At 67.0% G+C, this 22,378-nt stretch carries 21 protein-coding genes and 1 pseudogene; 15 read left to right on the top strand and 7 right to left on the bottom strand.

The features are described from left to right. Positions 1-143: 143 nt before the first annotated feature. Positions 144-1,337 carry a CynX/NimT family MFS transporter gene (locus tag FS787_RS12085; protein WP_260982528.1) on the bottom strand — a complete coding sequence of 398 codons (1,194 nt, stop codon included), beginning with the start codon at positions 1,335-1,337 and terminating at the stop codon, positions 144-146. Positions 1,338-1,448: 111 nt separating this feature from the next. Then, on the bottom strand, positions 1,449-2,660 hold the full coding sequence (locus FS787_RS12080; protein ID WP_144672661.1) for an ROK family transcriptional regulator: 1,212 nt from the start codon (positions 2,658-2,660) through the stop codon (positions 1,449-1,451). Positions 2,661-2,836: 176 nt separating this feature from the next. Between FS787_RS12080 and FS787_RS12075 the strand changes: the two genes are divergently transcribed. The 12 genes from FS787_RS12075 (at position 2,837) to FS787_RS12020 (ending at position 15,036) form a co-directional block, all read left to right on the top strand. Beyond that, on the top strand, positions 2,837-3,577 hold the full coding sequence (locus FS787_RS12075) for a sugar phosphate isomerase/epimerase (protein WP_144672660.1): 741 nt from the start codon (positions 2,837-2,839) through the stop codon (positions 3,575-3,577). Further along, positions 3,574-4,713, top strand: coding sequence for a Gfo/Idh/MocA family protein (locus FS787_RS12070; protein ID WP_144672659.1), 1,140 nt, complete (start codon positions 3,574-3,576; stop codon positions 4,711-4,713). The genes FS787_RS12075 and FS787_RS12070 overlap by 4 nt, the downstream gene beginning before the upstream one ends. Positions 4,714-4,716: 3 nt before the next feature. Next, positions 4,717-5,925 carry a Gfo/Idh/MocA family protein gene (locus tag FS787_RS12065; RefSeq protein ID WP_260982527.1) on the top strand — a complete coding sequence of 403 codons (1,209 nt, stop codon included), beginning with the start codon at positions 4,717-4,719 and terminating at the stop codon, positions 5,923-5,925. Between the two features lies 1 nt (position 5,926). Continuing rightward, on the top strand, positions 5,927-6,949 hold the full coding sequence (locus FS787_RS12060; RefSeq protein WP_144672658.1) for a sugar phosphate isomerase/epimerase: 1,023 nt from the start codon (positions 5,927-5,929) through the stop codon (positions 6,947-6,949). Between the two features lie 66 nt (positions 6,950-7,015). Then, positions 7,016-8,593, top strand: coding sequence for a sugar ABC transporter ATP-binding protein (locus tag FS787_RS12055; protein WP_144672814.1), 1,578 nt, complete (start codon positions 7,016-7,018; stop codon positions 8,591-8,593). Further along, the gene (locus tag FS787_RS12050) at positions 8,590-9,627 is read left to right on the top strand and encodes an ABC transporter permease (protein ID WP_144672657.1); all 1,038 of its coding nucleotides are present in this window, start codon (positions 8,590-8,592) and stop codon (positions 9,625-9,627) included. The genes FS787_RS12055 and FS787_RS12050 overlap by 4 nt, the downstream gene beginning before the upstream one ends. Then, a complete protein-coding gene (locus tag FS787_RS12045) occupies positions 9,624-10,736 on the top strand; it encodes an ABC transporter permease (RefSeq protein WP_144672656.1) in 1,113 nt (370 codons plus the stop codon). Before FS787_RS12050 ends, FS787_RS12045 begins: the two co-directional genes overlap by 4 nt. Beyond that, positions 10,736-11,959, top strand: coding sequence for a substrate-binding domain-containing protein (locus FS787_RS12040; RefSeq protein WP_144672655.1), 1,224 nt, complete (start codon positions 10,736-10,738; stop codon positions 11,957-11,959). The genes FS787_RS12045 and FS787_RS12040 overlap by 1 nt, the downstream gene beginning before the upstream one ends. A 124-nt stretch (positions 11,960-12,083) precedes the next feature. Beyond that, positions 12,084-12,950, top strand: a complete 867-nt coding sequence (locus tag FS787_RS12035; RefSeq protein WP_144672813.1) for a sugar phosphate isomerase/epimerase — start codon at positions 12,084-12,086, stop codon at positions 12,948-12,950. After that, positions 12,947-13,483: an N-acetyltransferase gene (locus FS787_RS12030; protein ID WP_144672654.1), complete on the top strand. Its 537-nt coding sequence runs from the start codon at positions 12,947-12,949 to the stop codon at positions 13,481-13,483. The genes FS787_RS12035 and FS787_RS12030 overlap by 4 nt, the downstream gene beginning before the upstream one ends. A gap of 55 nt (positions 13,484-13,538) precedes the next feature. Continuing rightward, positions 13,539-14,261 carry a DsbA family oxidoreductase gene (locus FS787_RS12025; RefSeq protein WP_144672653.1) on the top strand — a complete coding sequence of 241 codons (723 nt, stop codon included), beginning with the start codon at positions 13,539-13,541 and terminating at the stop codon, positions 14,259-14,261. A 136-nt stretch (positions 14,262-14,397) separates the two neighbouring features. Then, on the top strand, positions 14,398-15,036 hold the full coding sequence (locus FS787_RS12020) for a TetR/AcrR family transcriptional regulator (protein ID WP_144672652.1): 639 nt from the start codon (positions 14,398-14,400) through the stop codon (positions 15,034-15,036). 92 nt (positions 15,037-15,128) lie between these two features. Here FS787_RS12020 and FS787_RS12015 read toward each other — a convergent pair whose 3' ends face one another. Next, positions 15,129-15,806: a LytR C-terminal domain-containing protein gene (locus tag FS787_RS12015; RefSeq protein WP_144672651.1), complete on the bottom strand. Its 678-nt coding sequence runs from the start codon at positions 15,804-15,806 to the stop codon at positions 15,129-15,131. Continuing rightward, positions 15,799-16,098 (bottom strand): type II toxin-antitoxin system VapB family antitoxin, encoded by a 300-nt coding sequence (locus FS787_RS12010; protein WP_120954228.1) that lies wholly within the window; start codon positions 16,096-16,098, stop codon positions 15,799-15,801. Before FS787_RS12010 ends, FS787_RS12015 begins: the two co-directional genes overlap by 8 nt. A gap of 179 nt (positions 16,099-16,277) precedes the next feature. Here FS787_RS12010 and FS787_RS12005 point away from each other — a divergent pair, with 179 nt between their 5' ends. Continuing rightward, positions 16,278-17,192: a hypothetical protein gene (locus FS787_RS12005; protein WP_144672650.1), complete on the top strand. Its 915-nt coding sequence runs from the start codon at positions 16,278-16,280 to the stop codon at positions 17,190-17,192. 54 nt (positions 17,193-17,246) lie between these two features. After that, positions 17,247-18,881 (top strand): stealth family protein, encoded by a 1,635-nt coding sequence (locus FS787_RS12000; RefSeq protein ID WP_186329179.1) that lies wholly within the window; start codon positions 17,247-17,249, stop codon positions 18,879-18,881. 23 nt (positions 18,882-18,904) lie between these two features. Here FS787_RS12000 and FS787_RS11995 read toward each other — a convergent pair whose 3' ends face one another. The 3 genes from FS787_RS11995 to FS787_RS11985 all read right to left on the bottom strand — a co-directional run bounded on the left by FS787_RS11995 (position 18,905) and on the right by FS787_RS11985 (position 21,964). Beyond that, positions 18,905-19,846 (bottom strand): phosphodiesterase, encoded by a 942-nt coding sequence (locus tag FS787_RS11995; RefSeq protein WP_144672649.1) that lies wholly within the window; start codon positions 19,844-19,846, stop codon positions 18,905-18,907. A gap of 194 nt (positions 19,847-20,040) precedes the next feature. After that, the gene (gene fdhA, locus FS787_RS11990) at positions 20,041-21,252 is read right to left on the bottom strand and encodes a formaldehyde dehydrogenase, glutathione-independent (protein ID WP_144672648.1); all 1,212 of its coding nucleotides are present in this window, start codon (positions 21,250-21,252) and stop codon (positions 20,041-20,043) included. Between the two features lie 226 nt (positions 21,253-21,478). Next, positions 21,479-21,964 carry a glutathione peroxidase gene (locus FS787_RS11985; protein WP_144672647.1) on the bottom strand — a complete coding sequence of 162 codons (486 nt, stop codon included), beginning with the start codon at positions 21,962-21,964 and terminating at the stop codon, positions 21,479-21,481. 94 nt (positions 21,965-22,058) lie between these two features. Here FS787_RS11985 and FS787_RS17995 point away from each other — a divergent pair. After that, a pseudogene (locus tag FS787_RS17995) lies at positions 22,059-22,378 on the top strand (hypothetical protein); the annotation flags it as partial.

Here is a 22,378-nt window from a genome sequence, read left to right as displayed (position 1 = left end):
CAACGGCGTCGAGGTGACAGTTAGAGCCCATGTTCCGCGCGAGCATGGGCTTTAACTGTCACCTCGGCGGTTGGCCCCCGCCCCTGCAGACCCCCGACGCCGGTCAGTGCGCTTTCAGAACGGTCAGTGCACTTCCGGGACGGTCAGTGCACTTTCGGGACGTGGCGCAGCGAGAACCCGGTCCCGACAACGAACAGCGCCACCGATCCGAGCACCATCAGCAGCGGGCCGGTCCAGGATCCGGTGATGCCGTTGACGTAGCCCAGCAGGGTCGGCGCCAGGGCACCGAAGGAGTAGCCCACCCCCTGTACGACGGCGGACATCCGGCCAGCCGAGGCCTGGTCCCGGGCCAGCCGGATGATGGCGATGAAGATCAGCGTGATGCCGCCGCCCTGGGCAACGCCGCCAAACGAGGACCACAGCCACCACAGCTCCGGCGCCAGCAGCAGGCCCGCGGGAACGGTGACCCAGAGCGCTCCGAGGGTGAGGCCGACCGCCGTCGTACTGGCGAAACGGGCCGCCAGCGGGACGCCCAGCCCGCCCACGATGGCCAGGATCTGGAACAGCGAGGACCCGGCCCCGGCCTGTGCGGCCGTCATGCCGAGTTCGTCCGCGAGGATGCTGGGCAGCCAGGCGGTCACTCCGTAGTAGGAAAACGCCTGCCCGGCGAAGCCCGCGGTGAGCCCCACCGTGATCCAGCGCGACGCCCGCTTGATCCCGGCGCGGGCGGGCTCCGGTCCGGGGACCGGTTCGGGGCGGAACGCCCGGCGGCCGAACGCGAAAACCCAGACAACCAAGGCTGCGAGGGCGAAAAGTCCGCAGGCGGCCAGGGCCAGCCGCCAGCCGAACAGCTCGGCCAGCGGCGCCATCACCATGGCGGTGATGAACGAGCCGATGTTGAGGGCGGCGGTGTAGATGCCCATCGCCGTGCCCTGCCGGGCCGGCGCGAAGTCGCGCCGGATGATCAGCGGTACGGCGATGTTGCCGATCGTGATGGCGACGCCCAGAATCACCGTGCCGAGCATAACGACGGCGCCGTTGCCCGCCGAGCGCACGATCACCCCCAGCAGCACGCCCAGGAGGGTGAGCGTGATGGCGACTTCCGCGCCGAGTTTGCGCCCTGCCAGCGAGGCGAGCGGGGAAGCAAGGGCGAAGCACAGCACCGGGATGCCGGTCAGGAGTCCCAGTTCAACCGGGGTGAAGCCGAGTTCCTGCTGCATCAGGCCGACCACAGGCGCCACGGCCACGAACGGGCCGCGCATGTTCAGGGCAATGAGCCCGATGGCGGCCAGCAGGATCCAGCTGCGCGGCACCTTGGCCAGGACGCGTGCGCTCACGGGTGCCGCGGCTCGGCCGGCGGGCAGAAATATGCTTTCATCAGTCCCATTGCTATCACGCGCCCCCGCCGGAGCCGCCGATTATGACACCCGCGGGGCTCCCAGCCGTCGTCAGCCCGTGGCCTGCAGCGTCGCCTCGATCACCGCGGGCGAAAGCACATACTGCGTCACCATCTGGCTGGCGCCCAGGATGGCGGCCTGGTCCCCCGCCATGGACAGACCGATCCGCAGGTGGGTGGTGGCAAGCGGCAGCGAGCGCCGGTAGACCACCTCACGGACCCCTGCCATAAGGTGCTCGCCGGCCTGGCCCAGGCTTCCGCCGATCACGATCACGGACGGGTTGAGCAGATTCACCACGGTGGCCAGCACGTCCCCGAGGTCGCGGCCCGCCTGGCGCAGCGCCTGGATGGCCTGCAGGTTTCCTGCGGCCACGAGGCGCAGCACGTCGCCACCATTGTCCGCGTTCAGGCCCTGAAGGGTCAGGGTGTGCGCGACGGCGGGGCCGGAGGCGAGCGCCTCGAGGCAGCCGAAGTTGCCGCACCGGCAGAGTACGTCGTCGCCGCGCGGCACCCGGACATGGCCGAGGTCCCCAGCTGTGCCGTTCGCGCCGCGCTGGAGCTGGCCGCTGCTGATGATGCCCGCGCCGATTCCGGTGGCGACTTTGATGAACAGGAAGTTGTCGTGTTCCGGCCAATAGGACGTCTGTTCGCCCAGGGCCATGATGTTGACATCGTTGTCCACCAGCACCGGGACCGGCAGCGAGCGCCGGACGCGCCCGACGACGTCGAATCCGTCCCAGCCGGGCATGATGGGTGGCTTCACCGGCATCCCGCTGGCGTGCTCCACGGGTCCAGGCAGGCCGATGCCGATGCCGGCGAGGTCGTCTAGGCCACGGCCGGACTGGCTGAGCAGTTTGGTCCCTTCCGCCACGACGCGGTCCAGCACGGGCTCCGGGCCATCGGCGATGTCCTGGCTCAGGCGGCGTTCCGCGAGCACCGATCCGCCCAGGTCGGTGACGGCGATGATCACGTGGGTGGCGCCGACGTCCACCGCCAGCACCACACGGGCGGCGGGGTTAAAGGCAAAGCGCGACGGCGGCCGGCCGCCGCTGGAACTGGCCTCGCCGGCCGGTCCGACCAGTCCCGAGTGAATCAGCGCGTCAATCCGGGAGGCGACGGTGGAGCGCGCCAGGCCGGTGGTGAGGGCCAGCTCGGCGCGCGTGCGGGCCTTGCCGTCGCGCAACAACTGGAACAGGTCACCGGCCCGGGACAGACTGCCGGCGGCCTCGGGGGCGGCAGGTTCGGCGCCGGCGGGTGGGGTCATGAGTCAGTGATAGCACGCGTCACTTCTGCATGTCACGCCCGAAGAAACTGGAACCGGCGTTTCAACTTTTGCTTGACGCTCGGCAAAAGTCGTCCTAGCTTGGGTCTAGGGCAGCCCAGCTATCAGGGTCGCCCCTCGGGTCCGCTGCAGCTCAACCCCAACGACGAGGAGAGACAGTGCCATACTCGATCCAGCTCTACACGGTCCGGACGGCCCTGGAAGAGGACCTGGCCGGAACGATTGAGCGCCTGGCCGGGATCGGCTTCACCATGGTTGAGCCCTACCATTTCGTCGCAAAAGCCGCTGAACTGCAGCAGGCCATGGCAGAGAACAACATCACCGCCCCGTCCGGCCACGCACCCCTGCTGAGCGATGACCAGGACGCCATCTTTGCCGCCGCCCGGCAGCTGGGCATCGGAACCGTGATCGAGCCCTTTGTTCCGGAGGAGCGCTGGAACACCCTCGAGGACGTCAAGGACACGGCTGACCGGCTCAACGCCGCGTCCGCCAAGGGAGCCGGCTACGGCGTCCGCGTCGGCTACCACAACCACTGGTGGGAAGTTGAGTCCGTGATCAACGGCAAGACCGCGCTGGAGCACCTCGCGGACCATCTTGACCCCGGGATCGTCCTGGAACTCGACACGTACTGGGCCGCCGTGGGCGGACAGAACCCGGCCGAATTCCTTGCCCGCCTGGGTGACCGGGTGAAGTTTATCCACATCAAGGACGGCCCCGTCACCGCTGACCCGTCCGGCCAGCTCGCCGTGGGCGACGGCAAGATGCCCATCTGGGATGTCCTGGACGCCGCCGGGTCCCTTGAGGTCGGCGTGATCGAACTCGACGAATTCCACGGCGACATGTTCGACGCCGTCACCGACAGCTTCAGATACCTCAGCGCCGGGAAGGCCTCCGTATGAGCCCCGCGGCAGGAGCCTCCGGCCCCCGCAGCGCGGGCCCCGTGGGCCTAGGCATCATCGGCGCCGGTGTCATCAGCAGGGAGTACCTGGCCAACCTGACGAGCTTCCCGGACGTGAGGGTCGTGGCGATCGGAGACCTCTTCGAGGACGCCGCCGCCGCCCGCGCCGCGGAGTACGGGGTTGCCAACCACGGCGGAGTCGATGCCGTCCTGGGGAACCCCGACGTCGAGATCGTCATCAACCTGACCATCCCGGCGGCCCACGTCGAGGTGGCCACCCAAGCCGTCCACGCCGGCAAGCACGTCTGGAGCGAAAAACCGTTCTCGCTGGACCGGGAAAGCGGCCGCGGGCTGCTCAAAGCAGCCGACGCCGCCGGGGTCCGCCTCGGCTGCGCCCCGGACACCTTCCTCGGCGCCGGGTTGCAGACCGCGCGCCGGATGATCGAACGCGGCGACATCGGCACGCCGCTGACTGCCCTGACGCTGATGCAGTCGCCCGGTCCGGAGTCCTGGCATCCGAACCCGGCATTCCTGTTCCAGGACGGCGCCGGCCCGCTGTACGACATTGGCCCGTACTACCTGACCACCCTGGTCCAGACGTTCGGCAGCATCCGCCGGGTGGCAGCGTTCGGCTCCAAATCCCGCGAAACCCGCGTCATCGGATCAGGCCCCAACGCCGGCGAGGAATTCCCCGTCACTGTCCCGACGCACGTCAGCTCCATCCTGGAGTTCGAAGGCGGCCAGTCCGGGCAGAGCATCTTCAGCTTCGATTCGCCGTTCCAACGCGCCGGCTTCGTGGAAATCACCGGCTCTGACGCCACCATCGCGCTGCCGGACCCAAACAATTTCGACGGCGACATCCGGATCTGCGCGCTCGGCTCCGATGACTGGACCACCGTTCCGTCCCGCGGCTCCACCGCCAGCCGCGGCGCCGGCGTGCTGGAAATGGCCCGCGCCATCCGCGAGGGCCGGCCGCACCGGGCCCAGGGTGAGCTGGCGTTCCACATCCTCGACACCATGGCCTCCATCTCCGAGTCGATCGACACCCGCGCGTTCGTGGATGTTGAAAGCTCCGCCCCGCGGTCAGCGGCCCTCCCCGAGGACTGGGACCCCACAGCCGCTACTCTTCAGGGCTGAACCATGGATCCCCAGGGCTCACCTCTCGGACCGCGCCCGGGCCGCGCCCTGGGGGTAGCGATGATCGGCTACGCGTTTATGGGCAAGGCCCACTCCAATGCCTGGCGCAATGTCGCCAGCTATTTCGACGTTCCGGCCTTCGAGCGGCGGGTCCTCGTCGGGCGGGACCCGGAGGGAGTCGCTGCAGCCGCGGCGAGGTACGGCTGGGCGGAGTCCGCCACGGACTGGCGCTCCGTCATTGCCCGCGACGACATCCAGATCGTGGACATCTGCGCCCCCGGCTTTATGCACGCTGAGATCGCCATCGCCGCCCTCGCCGCGGGCAAGCATGTCCTCGTGGAGAAGCCGCTGGCCAACACTGTGGCCGAGGCGGAGGCCATGGCCACGGCTGCCCGCGACGCGCAGTCCCGCGGAGTCCAGTCGATGATCGGGTTCAACTACCGCCGGGTCCCCGCCCTGGCCCTGGCCCGCGAGCTGATTGCGGAGGGCCGGCTGGGCGCCGTCAAGCAGTTCCGCGCCGCCTATCTGCAGGACTGGCTGATGAACCCGGAAACGCCCATGACGTGGCGGCTGCGCAAGGACACCGCAGGCTCCGGGGCGCTGGGCGACATCGCCTCACACGCCATCGACCAGGTGTTGTTCCTTCTCGCAGACCGGGTCACCGAGGCCTCCGGGCAGCTGCACACGTTCACCCCGGACCGGCCCGGCCCCCGAGGACCTGAAAAAGTGACGGTCGACGACGCCGCCTGGGCGACGCTGACGCTAGCGTCCGGGGCCGTCGCCTCTATTGAGGCCTCCCGCGTGGCCACGGGAAAGAAGAACTCGCTCAAACTCGAAATCTACGGCGACAAGGGCTCCATCCTGTTTGACCTTGAGAACCTGAACGAACTCGATTTCCTGGACGCCACACTCCCTGTCCGGGAGCAGGGCTTCCGCCGCATCCTGGTCAACGAACCCGAGCACCCGTACGTGGGCGCCTGGTGGCCGCAGGGCCATGTCATCGGCTGGGAGCACACGTTTACGCACGAAATCCGCGACTTCCTCGTGGCGATCGACGCCGGGATACCGCCATCGCCGTCGTTCCAGGACGGGCTAGCTGTCCAGCGCATCCTGGCCGCGGTGGAAGACAGCGCCGCGACCGGCGGCGCCCGGGTCCAGCTCCATAATTCCCGGGCTGATGCCGCCCCCGCCACCGTTACTGAAGGAGCCTGACATGCCCCGCCCCTACACCCTGTTCACCGGCCAGTGGGCCGACCTCCCCTTCGAGGAAGTCGCGCGCCTTGCCTCCGGCTGGGGCTACGACGGCCTGGAAATCGCCGTCTCCGGCGACCACCTGGACGCCTGGCGCTGGGACGAACCCGGCTACGTCGAATCCAAACTCGCCGTCCTGGACAAGTACAACCTCAAAGTCTGGGCCATCTCCAACCACCTCAAGGGCCAGGCCGTCTGCGATGACCCCATCGATTTCCGCCACGAGGCCATCGTCGGGCCGCGGGTCTGGGGCGACGGTGATCCCGAAGGCGTCCGACAGCGTGCCGCTGAGGAAATGCGGCACACCGCCCGGCTCGCCAAGGCCCTGGGCGTGGACACCGTGGTCGGGTTCACCGGCTCCTCGATCTGGCAGTACGTCGCGATGTTCCCGCCCGTCCCGGCCGCCGTGCTCGACGCCGGCTACCACGACTTCGCCGACCGGTGGAACCCGATCCTGGACGTCTTCGATGAGTGCGGGGTGCGGTTCGCCCATGAGGTCCACCCCTCCGAGATCGCCTACGACTACTGGACCACCGTCCGCACCCTGGAGGCGATCGGCCACCGCGAGGCCTTCGGGCTGAACTGGGACCCCTCCCACTTCATGTGGCAGGGCATCGACCCGGTCTCCTTCATCTGGGATTTCAAGGACCGGATCTACCACGTCGACTGCAAGGACACCAAGCTCCGGCCCACCGGCCGGAACACCGTCCTCGGTTCCCATCTGGCCTGGGGCGACCCGCGCCGCGGCTGGGACTTCGTCTCCGCCGGCCGCGGCGACGTGCCCTGGGAATCGTCCTTCCGGGCCCTCACCGCGATCGGCTACGACGGCCCCATCTCCGTGGAATGGGAAGACGCCGGGATGGACCGTCTTCACGGCGCCCCGGAGGCTCTCGCCGCCCTCAAAAAGTTCGACTTCGCGCCGTCGAACACCTCGTTCGACGCCGCCTTCAGCACCAAGGACCGGAGCCCAAAGCAGCAAGAGTGAACGATCGCTTATTCCTTGACGGACCGGAATCGCCCCTGCAACAGTTAGCGCGTGGAGGACGCATCGATGGAGAACCACAACGAAACTGATGCCGTGCCCGCCTCCGGGGCGCTCCCCTCCGGCTCCCCGGGACCGCCGCCCATCCTGGAAGTCCGCGGCCTGACCAAGAGTTTTTTCGGCATCCCCGTACTGGAGGACGCCAAGCTGAGCCTGCACCGCGGCCAGGTGCACGGGCTCATGGGGGAAAACGGCGCCGGAAAATCCACCCTGATGAAGGTATTGGCCGGGGTGTACCAGCCCGACGCCGGGACAATGCTCCTTGAGGGGCGGGAAGTCACGTTCAGCCACCCCACCAAGGCCCACGAAGCCGGGCTGTCATCGGTGTTCCAGGAGTTCAACCTTCTGCCCGACCGAACGGTGGCCGAGAACATCTACCTGGGCCGGGAGCCCCGCCGCGGACTGCTGGTGAACAAGACCCTGATGAACTCGAAAACGGCGGAGTTGCTCGAGTCCCTCGGGATCACCGCCATCCGGCCCACCATGGAAGTGCGGAGCCTGACGGTGGCCGAGCAACAGGTCGTGGAGATCGCGAAGGCGGTCAGCTACAACGCCCGGATCATCTCCATGGACGAGCCCACGGCCGCGCTGGCCGGCGCCGAAGTTGAACTTCTCTACCAGATCGTGGCACGGCTGCGTGAACGCGGAACGGCCGTCCTCTACGTATCCCACCGGCTCCGCGAAGTGTTCGACCTCTGCGATGTCATCACCGTCCTAAAGGACGGCAAGGTGGTCAGCACCCAGCCCGCCGCCGAACTCGACGACGCCCGGCTGGTCCGGCTCATGGTGGGCCGCCCCATCTCGGCGTTCTTCCCGGACAAACTGCCCCGCGAGGACGCGGCCGCCGACCGCGCCGAGGAGCCGATCCTTGAGTTGCGGGACGCCGGGAACGGCCAGCTGGACGGGATAAACCTCAGCATCCGGCCCGGCGAGATTGTGGGCGTGGCCGGGCTCCAGGGGTCCGGCCGCACGGAGTTGCTGCACGGCATCTTTGGCGCCGCACCCTTCACCCGCGGAGCGATGAAGATGGCCGGCGTGGAGCTGCTGCCCACATCACCGCGGCAGGGCGTGCAGGCGCGGATGGCGCTGATCACGGAGGACCGCAAGGCCGAGGGATTGAGCCTGAACCAGTCCATCCTGGACAACGCACTCAGTGTGATCAGGTCCGTCTTTCCCCGCCGCACAGCAGAAGTCAGGACAGAAATCCCGGGCGTCTTTTCCTCCCTCGAGGTCATAGCCCGTGACCTGGACCAGGAAGTGCAGTACCTGTCCGGCGGCAACCAGCAAAAGGTGGTTCTCGCCAAGTGGCTGGCTATCCGGCCCAGGCTCGTCTTGCTGGATGAACCCACCCGCGGCATTGATGTGGGCGCCAAGGTGGCGGTCTACCGGCTGATGCGCCAGCTCGCGGCCGAGGGCAAGGCCATCCTCATGGTGTCCAGCGAACTCCCGGAAGTCATCGGCATGTCGGACCGGATCCTTGTGATGCGTGACGGCCGGCTCGTGGGTGAACTGCCTGCCGGAACCTCAGAAGAAGCCATCCTCCAGCTGGGAACCGGCGCCAGGACGGCACAGGAAGGAGAGGCATGAAACAGCGGGCGGGCTTCTTCGAGCGGCTGTCCTCCACCCAGATCGTCTACCTTGTGGCGCTGATGACGCTCATCCTGGGCGCGCTGCTGGTGAACTCCATCGGACGGAGTTTCTTCAGCCCCGGCAATATTTCGAGCATCCTGACCGGAACCAGCGTTCTGGGCTTCATCGCGATCGGCCAGACACTGGTCATCCTGGCAGGAAGCCTGGATCTCTCAGTTCCCTACGTCACCAGCCTGGCCAGCCTCATTGCCGCGGGCGTCATGGCCAACAACCCCAGCAACATCCTGTCCGCCGTCCTGTTGACGCTCGGGACGGCAGCAGTCATTGGACTCGCGAACGGGCTGATCGTCGCCCGCCTGAACGTGCACGGATTCATCGCCACGCTGGGCGTGGGCCTGATCATCAGCGGCTATCTCGCCACCAACTTCAAGGGCAGCTTCGGCCAGACACCCCTTGCGTTCCGCATGGTCGGAGCAACGGGGCTCGGTCCGGTTCCGATCTCCACGCTCATTATGCTGGCCTGCGCGGGACTGGCCATGCTGCTGCTGCACCGCACCCGCGTCGGGCATCACCTGTACGCCGTCGGCGGCGACATCGCCGTGGCCCGTACATCCGGAATCCGCGTTGACGTTCCGGTCATCACGGCGCACGTCATCTGTTCCGTCCTGGCAGGGATGGCAGGGCTGCTCCTTGCCAGCAGGCTGGGCGTGGGCAGCCCCACCGTGGGTTCCCAGGGCGGCTATGATCTGCTCTCCATCGCCGCAGTTGTGCTCGGCGGCACGCTGCTGTCCGGGGGCAAGGGGACCATCACCGGCACACTCGGCGGTGTCCTGATCTTCGCCATGCTGGACAACATTATGTCCGTCATGCAGGTCAACCCATTCCTGAAAGACGTGGTCAGGGGCGTCGTCATCGTCGCCGCCGTCGCCGTCTATGCCCGGCGGCGCATCGTCAGCAGACCGGACCGGTTCCCCGCGAAGGGTCCGGCGGCAGCGCCCGCCCCCCAGCCCGTGCCGGCGGAGGGGCCATGAGCACAGCACTGAATTCCGGGCGCAGCGCGATTCTCCAGCAGAACCGTGCCAGCCGGTCCGAGCGCCTACTGCGGGCCCTGCGCACCCCCGGCGGCGCCGTCTTCGTCCTGCTGATCGGTCTCCTGGCGGCCGTCATCGTCTTGAATCCGTCCTTTGGGGAGCCGAGCTCCTTCATCCGGTTTATCGGCAGGACTGCCCCCATCGCCATCGCCGCCATCGGCCAGTACTTCGTTATTGTCGGCGGGGAATTCGACCTGTCGATGGGATCGGTGGTGACGATGCAGGTCATCGTGGCTGGCAACCTGATCGGGCAGGACGACTCCAAGGTCATTCCCGTGCTGGCCCTGATGTTTGTGCTGGGCGCCTTCATCGGGCTGGTGAACGGACTGATCACCACCCTGCTGCAGGTCCCCAGTTTCATTGTCACGCTGGGCATGATGCTGGCGCTGCTGGGGCTGGTCCTGTACTGGACCGGCGGCGCTGCGCAGGGAAACCCCGCGGACAGCTTCCGGCAGATCGGGCGCGGCGGCATCCAGGACGTTCCGGTCCTGGACATCATTCCGTACCCGGTCATCATCCTGACGGCAGTGGCCGCCGCGGCGTTTGTTCTGATGCGCCGTCCCTTCGGCCGCACGCTCATCGCCGTCGGTGACAATCCTGCGGCCGCCGCCCTCGCCGGTTCGCGGGTCTGGTGGGTGCGGACACGCGCCTTCATGATGTCCTCGCTGTCCGCCACCGTGGCCGGCATCCTGCTCGTGGGCTACGCGGGAGTGCACCCGTCGGTAGGGCGCGGGTACGAGTTCACGGCGATCACCGCCGTCGTTCTTGGCGGCGTTGTGCTGGGCGGCGGGCGCGGCTGGGTCCTGTCCGCCGCGGCCGGCGCCTTCGCCCTCGAGTCTCTGTTCACCCTCCTGAACTTCATGGGGGTCCAGGCGACGTGGCGGGACACCGTTCAGGGGGCAATCATCATCATCGCGGTTGCCGCGGCTTCCCGGTCCTGGCAACGCAAGCGCAAGGGGGCCAGTTCCGCTGCCCATGACGAACAGCACCAGTTGGCCGCAGCATCCACGCCCGCCGAGGGCACCGTACAAGGAGGAGAAAGAGTCTAATGCGCAAAAAATCTGTCCGCGTGATCGCCCTGGCCGCAGCATTGCCGCTGGCGGCCCTGACCGCATGTACCACTACTGACCCGTCCGTCACCGAAACGACGGGGGCCGGCTCCGGCTCTCCGGCGGCAAGCAGTCCGGCAAGCCAGGACTGGTTTGACCAAGCGCTTTACGACACCCAGAACCAGCAACGCTCGGCCACCTTCGAAGGGGACCCGGAGAAGCCCTACCTGCAGTACATCGCCGGTCCCATGACGGACACGTCGAAGTTCGCGGCCCAGGGAGCGCAGAAGGTCTGCTTCGCCAACGCCTCCATCTCCAACCCGTGGCGGCAGACCGGTTGGATCACCATGAACGAACAGCTCAAGGCGCTGCAGGGAACCGGGGTCATTTCCGAAATGGAAACCCGGGACGCCAAAGACAATGACAACACCCAGATCGCGGACATCGACTACTTCATCGCCGAGGGCAACTGCGGCGCGTTCGTCATTTCGCCCAACTCCACCGCGGCGCTCACCCAGGCCGTGGAACGTGCCTGCGAGACCGGCAAGCCCGTGGTGGTCTTCGACCGCGGTGTGGAGACGGACTGCGCCACCACGTTCATCCACCCGATCGGAGGCTTCGCCTGGGGCATCGACACGGCCACGTTCCTGAGCGAAAAACTCCAATCGGGCGACAAGGTGGTGGCCCTGCGCATCCTCCCGGGTGTGGACGTGCTGGAGCACCGCTGGGCGGCCGCCAAGAAGATCTTCGAGGAGAAGGGAATCGAGGCCAAGGACTACTTCACCGGCGCCGACCCCACCGAGATCAAGAAAATCATCTCCGACGAACTGGCCACGGGTGACGTCAAGGGCGTCTGGATGGACGCCGGAGACGGTGCGGTGGCCGCACTTGAAGCTTTCGAGGACGCCGGCAAGGATCTCCCCATTATGACCGGCGAGGATGAGATGAGCTTTCTGACCAAGTGGAAAGAAACGGGGATTGACGCCATGGCCCCGGTCTACTCCAATTTCCAGTGGCGGACCCCGCTGCTGGCGCTGGAAAAGATCTTCAAGGGTGAGGAGATTCCCACGGAATGGGTCCTCCCGCAGAAGCCCATCCTGGTTGACGAACTGGATGCGTGGCTGAAGAGTAACGAGGGCATGCCGGGCGGGCACTACGCCAAGTTCGGCGGCGAGGACCTGGCCGGCTATCCGGAGGTCTGGCAGCAGCGGCAGATGCCCTGACGGCCCGGCGGTCCCGCGGACTTCCCGCGGGACCGCCGCATGCGCCCGTGCGGCAGGACAAGCAGCGGCAGGACAAGAAGTGGCAGGACATGCCGGCAGCGGAACCAACAGGAAGGAAGGCAGCGTGGAGCGTCCCATCGGGATCAGCACCTGGGTCTGGGAGTCCCCGCTGACCGACTCCAACCTCCCCGGGCTGCTCGGGAAAATTGCCGCCCTGGGCTTTGACGCCGTCGAACTCCCGCTCGAGAACGTCGGCGACTTCACCGCCGGCACGGTACTGGAATCCCTCGCGGGCACCGGGCTGAAACCCTTCGTGGTGGGGGCCATGGCACCGGGACGGGACCTGGTGGCCGCGGATCCGGCTTCCGTGGAAAGGACCCAAACCTACCTCTCAGCCTGCATCACCCTTGCCGGCAGCATCGGCTCGCCCACGGTCTGCGGACCCTTCTATGCCCAAACCGGCCGGACCTGGCGGATGTCGACGGAGCAGCGGCGGGACGCCTACGCGGAGCTGCGCCGGAACCTCCGGCCGGTCGCCGATCTGGCCCAGGAAGCGAACGTGGTGCTGGGCATCGAGCCCTTGAACCGGTACGAAACATCACTGGTCAACACGGTGGACCAGGCGCTGGATGCCCTGGGACCGCTGCTCGGAAACGGCGTGGGCCTCGCGCTGGACAGCTATCACCTTCACATCGAGGAGCGTTCCGTGGCGGCGGCCGTCCGGGCCGCCGGCGAGCACCTGGTGCACGTGCAGGTCTGCGGTAACGACCGCGGCGCCCCGGGCGGGGACCAGACCGATTGGAACGGCTTCCTGCAAGTCCTGGATGAGGTGGGCTACGCAGGACCGCTGAACATTGAAAGTTTCACGGTGGACAATGCCGCCATTGCCGTGGCGGCATCGATCTGGCGGCCGCTGGCTCCGAGCCAGGACCGGCTGGCCGAAACGGGCCTGGCGTTCCTGCGCAGCCTGCGCCGTGGGAACCAGCCATGACCCACATCATCCGGATGGCAACCGCGGACGATGCCGGCGGGCTGGCTGCGCTGGCTGCCGTCACCTTTCCGCTGGCCTGCCCGCCCAGTTCGACGGCCGCGGACATCGCCGCTCATCTGGCGGCCACCCTCAGCGAGGGCAACTTCCGCGCCTATCTGGCCGATCCGCAGATCACCGTCCTGGTGATCGACGTCGACGGCGACCTCCGCGGCTACAGCCTGCTCGTTGCCCGGCCTGCCCGGGACCCGGACGTGGCCTCCGCCCTGACCATCCTGCCGTCGACGGAACTCAGCAAGTGTTACGTCCACCCGGACCATCACGGGCTCGGCGCCGCCGCCGAACTGATGCATGCCAGCGTCGCAGCGGCCGCGGCGGCCGGCGCCCGCGGGCTCTGGCTCGGCGTGAACGAACAGAATGCCCGCGCCATCCGCTTCTACGAAAAATCCGGCTTCCGGAAAGTCGGTACCAAGTCCTTTATGCTCGGCAGCACGGTGGAACACGACTTCGTGATGGAGCGCCCGGTCACGCCGTGACCAACCCGACAGCCCGCAGGGGAATGCGGCCGGCCTGCTGGGGGTTGTGGCGAGCATGAAGATTGAGATCTGGTCCGACGTGGCCTGCCCCTGGTGCTACATCGGCAAACGCCGCTTTGAAACCGCCCTCGCGGCTTTCCCGCACCGGGAGTCCGTGGAGGTGCAGTGGCGCAGCTACCAGCTGGACCCGTCGTTGCCGGAGCACTACGACGGCACCGAACTGGACTACCTGAGCACCCGCAAGGGGATGGCCCCGGCCCAGGTCGCCGGAATGTTCGCGCACGTGGCGGAGCAGGCCAAGGGTGAAGGCCTCAACTACCGCTTCGACGACGTGGTGGTGGCCAACAGCTTCACCGCCCACCGGCTGATCCACCTCGCCGCCGCGCACGGGCAGCAGGACGCCGCCAAGGAACGCCTGCTCAGCGACCACTTCGAGCACGGCCGGGACATCGGCAGCCGGGAGTACCTGACGTCCCTGGGCACGGACCTTGGGATCGCCGCGGCCGAACTGGAAGAACTGTTCACCACGGACAAATACGCCGACGACGTCCGGATGGACTTCGAGGAAGGCCGCGCCCTCGGGGTCAGCGGTGTCCCGTTCTTCGTGATTGACCGCAAGTTCGGGCTCTCCGGCGCCCAGCCGGCCGAGACGTTTGCCGCGGCCCTCGAGCAGGCCTGGCAGGAAAGCCAGCCGCTGGTCATGGTGGGAACGGCTGGCAGCACCGGCGCCGCCACCGGCACCGGCGAGGCCTGCGGCCCGGACGGCTGCGCGAGCTGAGCCCCGCCGCGTCGAGTTCGCCGGAATCTTCCGGGGTCGCCGGAAGTTTACTGCGACGGGGCGGGTTTCCGGCGAACCCGGAACGTGGCCGCCGCCGGAGCCCGCGTTTGCTGACAGATAGGGCTAAAGTGTCTGTATGCCCAGGATTTCGGCCGCGAGCAACGCCGCCCAACGCGCCGAGACCCAGCACCGCATCCTGACGGCGTTCGGCGAACTCCTCTTCACCCACGGCCTTCCGGGGCTGACCATGACCGACGTCGCACGCCACGCCCGGATCGGCCGGACCGCCGTGTACAACTACTACGCGGACATCGAAGAGCTCCTGATCGCCTACGCGCTGGACGAGACCGAGCGGTTCCTGGTTGACCTGCGCGAATCCCTGGATTCGCTGGACAATCCCGTGGACCGGCTGGCCCTTTACGTCCGCGCCCAGGTCGAGGACCTCAGCCGGCGGCACCTGCCGCCGGGTCCCGCCATGGGGGCCGTACTTTCGCCGGCGTCGTTCGCGAAACTGGCGGACCACGTCGGGGAGCTTAGTGTTCTCCTGCAGGGCATACTGCGGGACGGCATTGCCCAGGGCTACCTGCCGGAGGCGGACATCACCCAGCTCGCGCAGCTCATCCACGGCACGCTGTCCTCCAGCGCGGCCCGCGGAGACGGCGCAGGTCAGGATGCTGACGCGGAGGCCCGGCTGGCCCGCACCGTGCGGTTCGTCCAGCTCGGCGCGGGGGCGTGCTTCGACGACGCCGGCCGTCCCGTCCACGTGAACCCGTAGGCTCCCGCGACCGCCGCAGCGTGCCGCCGCAGCAGCGCCCCGCCGGGGCGTCCGCATCAAGCCTCCGCGGCAGGCGTCCGTACCAGTCCGTCCTAGCCCGCCGTCGGCGTCACTGTCGGGGTCACGGGCCACGCCGATTCATCCACAATCCGCCGTTCCTCGCGCGGGCAGCTGAGTTGCCCCGGCGTCTGGTCAACCAGCTCGGGTTTCGCCAGCCCCTCGAAGTCCCCGGTGAGGATGACATCCACACTTGGGTCCGTGCGGCCGTCCTGGAAATAGTCCGAGCCGGGCAGGTTGCGCTGCACAGTGAACGCGGCCGACTGTCCCGCGGCGCCCGAAACGATCAGCGCCACGCCCCGGTAGCCTGACGTCGTATTGGCCACGGCCCCGACCTTGAACTTGCGGGCGGCGAACTCGCCGGCCACGGACCGGGCGAGCCCCGGCCGGGACGTGGAGTTGAACACGTTCAGATTGATCTTCTCCGGCGGCGTATAGTCGTAGATCGCCTCCGGGCAGACGGACGCAGCGGCTTGGCTGCGCTCCGCCGTCGGGATCCTGATCTGGCCGTTCATGATGGCCAGGGCAACCACAATCGCCGCGGCCACCAGCCCCACGAGGAGCACCAGGACGACGCCATGCAGGATGCGGCGCCGCATCCTGCCGGGGTGTGCCTGCAGTTCGTCATCGTCAACGAAGGTGGCGCGCAAATCCGAGCCGGAAATGACATTGTGTCCATGCAGGACGGTGAGGTCCTTTGGCCTTCTAGCCATTTATCACCAGAACACGCGCGTGGATGGCCGTGCGCTGGTGCAACGCCGTCCGGACAGCCCGGTGCAGGCCGTCCTCCAGATACAGGACGCCCCGGTATTCCACGACGTGCGGGAAGAGGTCGCCGAAGAATGTCGAGTCCTCTGCCAGCAAGGCCTCGAGGTCCAGCGTGCGCTTGGTGGTCACCAGCTCATCCAGCCGGACAGGCCGCGGCGGCAGGGCTGCCCAGTCCTTGGGCGTGTTGTAACCATGGTCGGGGTACGGGCGTCCCTCGCCCACGGCTTTGAATATCACCATGCCAGCCTAAGGAACTTGGACTGCCAAAGGAATCCAGACTCCCCGGCGGCGGGAGGTTGTAGCCAAACGGTAACCATTTGTCACATGGTGCGCCCCGGGCTGTCACGGCCAACACCGCGCCTGCGGCACAGTCCACGACGCATGCAAAGATGCCCGCCGGCTGGGAGAATGGGACCATGACAACTCCCGAGACTTCAGCTTCCCACTCGCCGTCGACTCCCCCGCTGGCGCTGCTGCTCGACGTCGACGGCCCCGTGGCGAGTCCCGTCACCCGCGCGGTACAACCGGAGATCATCGCGGACCTGCTGGCGCTGGCTGAGGCGGGGATCCCGGTCATTTTCAACACCGGCCGTTCGGCGGCCTTCATACGCGAGCAGGTCATGGAGCCGATGATCGCCGCCGGGATGCCCTCCAGCATCCTCATCCACGCCATTTGCGAGAAGGGCGCCGTCTGGTTCAGCTACACCTCCACCGGGCCCGGGGCCGTCCACGTCGATCACGATCTGGCCATCCCCGGCGCTTTCGGCGACGACGTCCGCCGGCTGGTCGCCGAGGACTACGCCAGCCACATGTTTTTCGACGAAACCAAAATGGCGATGGTCTCCGTGGAGCAGCACATCTCGGTGGATAACTCCGACTACCGGGCCGAACAGCAGCTGTTCGACGCCGATGCCATGGACCTGATGGGCCGGCACGGCCTCGGGGTGGTGCGGCTGGACCACCACGCCCCCGATTCCGATGACCGGATCGACTACCGGGTTGATCCCACCATCATCTCGACGGACATCGAGTCGGTCCGGCTCGGCAAGGATCTGGGCGCCAGCCGGGCCGTGGAGCTCCTGGCGGCCCAAGGGGTTACCCCTCAGGCCTGGCGGACGGTGGGCGATTCCCGCACGGATTACGCCATGGCCGACTGGCTGCACCACAACGACCACCCGGTCAAACACGTTGACGTCCGGCCCGCCGACGGCGTCCCCGTCAAGCCGTACGAGGTACTCACCGCGGCGGACCTGGGGCTGGGCGCTGACGTCATCCACGACGACGCCGGGGCCGCCTTCCTGCGCAGCTGGCGCACGGCACTGCTCGACTGAACCAACGGCGTTGAAACCGCGGGAATTTCGGGCGATTTTAGGGCGGGCGTTATTATGCAGGTAGGCACACATTCACGCAAACATTCACGGAGAACCGAAATTACAGACTCATTGGTCCAGGACGAGATCTATTACGGCAGCCAGGCATCGGTCGACGCCCACGAAGAGGTCACCTCAGCGGCAGCCGTCGCGAGGTTCCGGACCCGCCAGGACGTTGTGCGCCGGCGCGGCCGGTACGGGCTGGTCAACGAGAACCGGACGCCATACCAGGCCATGGTCGAAGACCTGATGTTCATCCGCTCGGTGCTGGACGGCGCCGGGCTGGACTACCTTCTAGTCCGTGGCAACAACCACCGTCCGGTCATTGCCGTGGACTGGAAGGACCGCAAGGAACTCCGTGCCGCCCTGGTAGCGGCCTGCCACGACGAGCCGTTCTACTCCATGAGCGTCGACGCCAAGAAGAAGTCCGCAGTGCTGGTGGCCGACGGGGAGCTCTCGCCCAACCGGCAGGCGCGGATCTTCCGTCTCTACCGTCCCCGGGTGGAGCCGGAGGGCGGCTTCGAATTCGGCGCCTCGGCCGGGGTGCAGCTGGAACTGTGGAGTTTCGAGGGCGACCAGCTGATCCTCCCGATCGAAAACTCGCTGACCCGCCGCACGCTGCTGGCCCAGGATGCCGTCCGCGGCACGGTGGAGCGATACGGCCACACGTGGCCCACCATCGAGAACATGTTCGCCGACCACGCCAGCGACATCAGCTTCGATGTGGATCTGGTGTTCTCCTGGGTGGACGGCAGCTCCCCGGAATACATCGCCGCCCGGCGCGCGAGGATGGCCGGCGTCGTGGTGGGTGAGGGCGACGACCACGAAGCCCGGTTCCGCCAGATTGACGAACTCAAGTACGCGCTCCGCTCGGTGTACATGTTCGCGCCCTGGATCCGCCGGATCTTCATCGCCACGGACTCCCCCGCGCCCGCCTGGCTGGCTGATCATCCGGCAGTGACGATTGTCCGCAGCGAGGAATTCTTCGCCGACCCCTCCGTGCTGCCCACCCACAACTCGCAGGCCGTGGAATGCCAGCTCCACCACATTGAGGGCTTGTCCGAGCACTTCCTGTACTCGAACGACGACATGTTCTTCGGCCGCGCCGTCGGACCGGATATGTTCTTCACGCCGGGCGGCATCACCAAGTTCATCGAGGCGGAAACCCGCATCGGCCTCGGGGACAACGACGCGGAACGCAGCGGTTTCGAGAACGCCGCCCGGGTGAACCGGAAACTGCTGTGGGACCGTTTCGGCCGGATCACCACCCGGCACCTGGAACACACGGCCGCGCCGCTGCGCCGCAGCGTGGTGGCCACGATGGAGCAGGAGTTCCCGGCGGAGTTCGCCAAGACGGCAGCCAGCACCTTCCGCGCGGCCGACAACATCTCGGTGACCAATTCGTTCTACCACTACTACGCGCTGCTGACCGGCCGGGCCGTCACCCAGACGGCGGCCAAGGTGCGTTATGTGGACACCACGGCCAGGGCGGGCCTCAACTACCTGCCCAAGCTGCTCGCCAAGCGGAACATGGACTTCTTCTGCCTCAATGACGGCAGTTTCCCCGAGGTCCCGGCCGAGGAACGGGCCGAGCTGGTGACCGACTTCCTGGAGAAGTACTACCCGATCAAGGCGCCCTGGGAGAAGTAGGCAGTTCTGCGGGCGGCCGGCCGCTAGTTGCTGGCGGTCAGCCGGCGGTGGCCGGGTGTCCTGGCCGGGTCCTCGAGCTTCGCTTTGCTGGGGATACGGATCCCGGCCGCCGAGATCCGCCGCTGGGTTTCCGCGGCCGAGACCAGCTCGCCGACTGCCGGGGTGTCGCCCAGCAGAACCACGGAGTGCACGATCGTGTGCTCGTAAACGTGCACGAGATTGAACGCCTGGCCACCGTCGCGGCCGCGGGTCCCGCCCACCGGGACGTTGAGGTCCTGCGTGTAGCACGTGGCTGACGCCACCGAGACTGGGATCCCGGCGAAGGTCCCGGTGGTCGAGTAATGCAGATGGCCGCCCAGAATGGCCCGGACGTCTGAATTACGCAGCACCCCGGCCAAGGCCGCCTGGTCCCGCAGCTCCACCAGGACGGCGAGGTCCAGGACCGATGGCACCGGCGGATGATGCAGCGCCAGAATGGTTCCGTCCGGGGCGGGGGTGGCAAGTTCGGCCGCGAGCCACTCCAGCTGGTCGGGGCTCAACTCACCGTGGTGGAAGCCCGGGACCGAGGTGTCAAGGGTGATGATCCGCAGGCCGTTGATGAAGTACGTATGGTCCACGGGGGCGTCGTCGGCCGGCAGGTCCAGCAGGCCGGTGCGGAAGTTGGCGCGGTTGTCGTGGTTTCCCATCGCCCAGATGACTTTCGCGCCCAGGGCCTTGCAGGCGGGTTCAACGATGGCCCGAAGTTTCGCGTAGGCCTCGGGTTCGCCCCGGTCAGCAAGGTCGCCGGTGAAAATCACGGCTTCGGGACGCGCGCCGGAAGCCCGCACTTCGTCGAAAAGCTGCTGGAGCAGGGCGTCGCTGTCGACCTTGCCGTGCAGCGGTGCGGAACCTCCCAGCAGGTGGGGGTCACTCAGGTGGAGTAGGAAATGACGTGGCCGGGGGTGCTCGGCCTCGATGAGCTCCATTGCAACCTTCCTGGTTGGGTGGGGGCGGTAGCCCCCGACTTCCCTCTCAGTAATGTCTATCCAACCAGACATCCGGCCAACAATGTGCAAACTCCAGTAGGCATGTTTGAAAATAGGGCAACAACGGGTAATCCGGCGGACACATACTTGCTTCGGTATGTGTCCGCCGGAAGCCCTACTCAGGTACCCGGCGGTCAGCTCAGGTAGCCGTTAGGATTCAGCACGTACTTCGTTGCCGCGCCGGCGTCGAACTCCGCGTAGCCCTTGGGTGCTTCCTCCAGCGTGATTGCCTTCGCGTTCACGTTCTTGGCGATGTGGACCCTGTCATGCAGGATCGCCATCATCAGCTGGCGGTTGTACTTCATCACCGGACACTGGCCGGTGGTGAAGCTCAGCGACTTGGCCCAGCCGGTGCCGAGGCTGAGGGAGAGGGCGCCCTTCTTGGCAGCTTCGTCCACGCCGCCCGGATCCCCCGTGACATAGAGTCCCGGGATGCCTAGGGCGCCGCCGGCGGCGGTGATATCCATCAGAGAGTTGAGCACTGTTGCCGGCGCTTCCTTGGAATCGTGGCCGTGACCCCTGGCCTCGAAGCCGACCGCATCGACGCCGCAGTCGACTTCGGGAACACCCAGGAGCTGTTCGATCTGCTCGGCCGGACCGCCCTGGGTCAGGTCCACAGTTTCACAGCCGAAGCTGCGGGCCTGCGCCAGCCGGTCCGCGTTGAGGTCCCCGACAATCACGACGGCGGCCCCCAGCAACTGCGCACTGGTCGCCGCTGCCAGTCCCACCGGGCCGGCTCCTGCGATGTAGACCGTGGAGCCGACTCCCACCCCGGCGGAGACCGCACCATGGAAGCCCGTGGGGAAGATGTCCGACAGCATTGTCAGGTCCATCATCTTCTCCAGGGCCTGGTCCTTGTCCGGGAACTTCAGGAGATTCCAGTCCGCGTAGGGCACCAGCACGTAATTCGCCTGGCCGCCCACCCAGCCGCCCATGTCCACGTAGCCGTAGGCGCTGCCCGGGCGGTCGGGGTTGACGTTGAGGCAGATGCCCGTCTTGCGTTCCTTGCAGTTACGGCAGCGGCCGCAGGCGATGTTGAAGGGGACGGAGCAGATGTCCCCCACCTTGATGAATTCGACGTCGGGCCCCACTTCCACCACTTCGCCGGTGATTTCGTGGCCCAGCACCAGGTCCGAGGGTGCTGTTGTGCGGCCGCGGACCATGTGCTGGTCGGACCCGCAAATGTTCGTGGCAACGGTTTTGAGGATTACGCCATGGCGCACCGAACGGCCCACGTTGGCGGGGTTGACCCCCGGACCGTCTTTGAGTTCGAAGGTGGGGTAGTCAATGTCGATCAGTTCGACCTTGCCTGGCCCCTTGTAGGCAACGGCTTTGTTCCCTGTCATCACTTTCCTCCTGGTTTCACGGACCTCCGATAGGAGTGTCCAGTTGTGATTCACGAAGCGTGCTGATGCACCGTCCCCCGGGCACCCGACGACGGATCTGCCGCCGCCTTGACACACGTCGGCGCCATGGAAGAACCCGGTTTTTTGGGACGGTCCGGCCAGTCTAGGCGGTAAGTATGCTTAGGGATAGGGGCCGTTGTCCCCTTGTGGTCTTGGGAGTGGGCTCTCAGCTGAGCGCCGACTCAACCGCTTCGATGACCTCGGGCGAGTCCGGTTCCACCGTGGGTGCGAACCGGGCCACTACCTCGCCGTCGCGGTTCACCAGGAACTTCTCAAAGTTCCATTTAACAAGACCGGGCAGGACCCCGTTCTTGAACTTCGTGAGCTCGGCATAGAGCGGATGCTGCTTCTTGCCGCGGACATGGGATTTGGCAGTCAGCGGGAAGGTCACGCCGAAGTTCCGTTCGCAGAATTCCACAATCTCGGAGTCGGCAGCAGGCTCCTGGCCCGCGAACTGGTTGCAGGGGACGCCGAGGACCTGGAAGCCCTGATCGCGGAACTTGTCGTGCAGCGCCTGGAGTCCCGCGTACTGCGGCGTGAACCCGCACTGCGACGCCACGTTCACCACCAGGACCACCTCCCCCTTGAAGCGGCCGAAGTCAGTGTCCGTGCCGTCGATCAGGGTGAGCGGGATGCTGTGCAAAGAGGTCATGGGCGGGTTCCTCGCGAAGTCGGCAATGAAAATCGTGTCCGGCGTGTGTTCCGGAAGTGGTCACGACAGTCATTCGATACCAAAACGCGCGGGTATGGGTCTCTGTTCCTGCTACGGTCCGGGAGACGACGACGGGGTCGCGGTCCCCGTCGGGTCACTGGTCGGCTTTGGGTCACTGGCCGGCGCCGGTTCACCCGTCGCCGTTGCCGTTGCGGGCGCCGAAGTTGGCAGCGCCGGAGCCCCTGTGGGCTCCAACGAGGTCGGCACCGGTTCCACGATCGGGGGAAGTGACGGCGCCGTCGGCGCCGTCGGGGTCGGTGTTGGGGTCAATGTCGGCGTCGGCGTTGCTGCGCCGGGCTCTGAGGGAGTCGGCGTCGGGGTCGGCGTTGCTGTGCCCGGCTCAGAAGGCGTCGG

The sequence above is a fragment of the Arthrobacter sp. U41 genome, from assembly GCF_007679325.1.
Classification (GTDB): Bacteria; Actinomycetota; Actinomycetes; order Actinomycetales; family Micrococcaceae; genus Arthrobacter.
The sequence above is the reverse complement of the archived record's forward strand: the minus strand, read 5'-3'. Positions and strand labels throughout refer to the sequence as shown.

Coding starts and splice junctions, on each gene's coding strand:
- FS787_RS12080 (WP_144672661.1), bottom strand. CDS start 2,660: ATGACCCCACCCGCCGGCGCCGAACCTGCCGCCCCCGAGGCCGCCGGC.
- FS787_RS12070 (WP_144672659.1), top strand. CDS start 3,574: ATGAGCCCCGCGGCAGGAGCCTCCGGCCCCCGCAGCGCGGGCCCCGTG.
- FS787_RS12065 (WP_260982527.1), top strand. CDS start 4,717: ATGGATCCCCAGGGCTCACCTCTCGGACCGCGCCCGGGCCGCGCCCTG.
- FS787_RS12060 (WP_144672658.1), top strand. CDS start 5,927: ATGCCCCGCCCCTACACCCTGTTCACCGGCCAGTGGGCCGACCTCCCC.
- FS787_RS12055 (WP_144672814.1), top strand. CDS start 7,016: ATGGAGAACCACAACGAAACTGATGCCGTGCCCGCCTCCGGGGCGCTC.
- FS787_RS12050 (WP_144672657.1), top strand. CDS start 8,590: ATGAAACAGCGGGCGGGCTTCTTCGAGCGGCTGTCCTCCACCCAGATC.
- FS787_RS12045 (WP_144672656.1), top strand. CDS start 9,624: ATGAGCACAGCACTGAATTCCGGGCGCAGCGCGATTCTCCAGCAGAAC.
- FS787_RS12040 (WP_144672655.1), top strand. CDS start 10,736: ATGCGCAAAAAATCTGTCCGCGTGATCGCCCTGGCCGCAGCATTGCCG.
- FS787_RS12030 (WP_144672654.1), top strand. CDS start 12,947: ATGACCCACATCATCCGGATGGCAACCGCGGACGATGCCGGCGGGCTG.
- FS787_RS12025 (WP_144672653.1), top strand. CDS start 13,539: ATGAAGATTGAGATCTGGTCCGACGTGGCCTGCCCCTGGTGCTACATC.
- FS787_RS12020 (WP_144672652.1), top strand. CDS start 14,398: ATGCCCAGGATTTCGGCCGCGAGCAACGCCGCCCAACGCGCCGAGACC.
- FS787_RS12015 (WP_144672651.1), bottom strand. CDS start 15,806: ATGGCTAGAAGGCCAAAGGACCTCACCGTCCTGCATGGACACAATGTC.
- FS787_RS12005 (WP_144672650.1), top strand. CDS start 16,278: ATGACAACTCCCGAGACTTCAGCTTCCCACTCGCCGTCGACTCCCCCG.
- FS787_RS12000 (WP_186329179.1), top strand. CDS start 17,247: ATGCAGGTAGGCACACATTCACGCAAACATTCACGGAGAACCGAAATT.
- FS787_RS11995 (WP_144672649.1), bottom strand. CDS start 19,846: ATGGAGCTCATCGAGGCCGAGCACCCCCGGCCACGTCATTTCCTACTC.
- fdhA (WP_144672648.1), bottom strand. CDS start 21,252: ATGACAGGGAACAAAGCCGTTGCCTACAAGGGGCCAGGCAAGGTCGAA.
- FS787_RS11985 (WP_144672647.1), bottom strand. CDS start 21,964: ATGACCTCTTTGCACAGCATCCCGCTCACCCTGATCGACGGCACGGAC.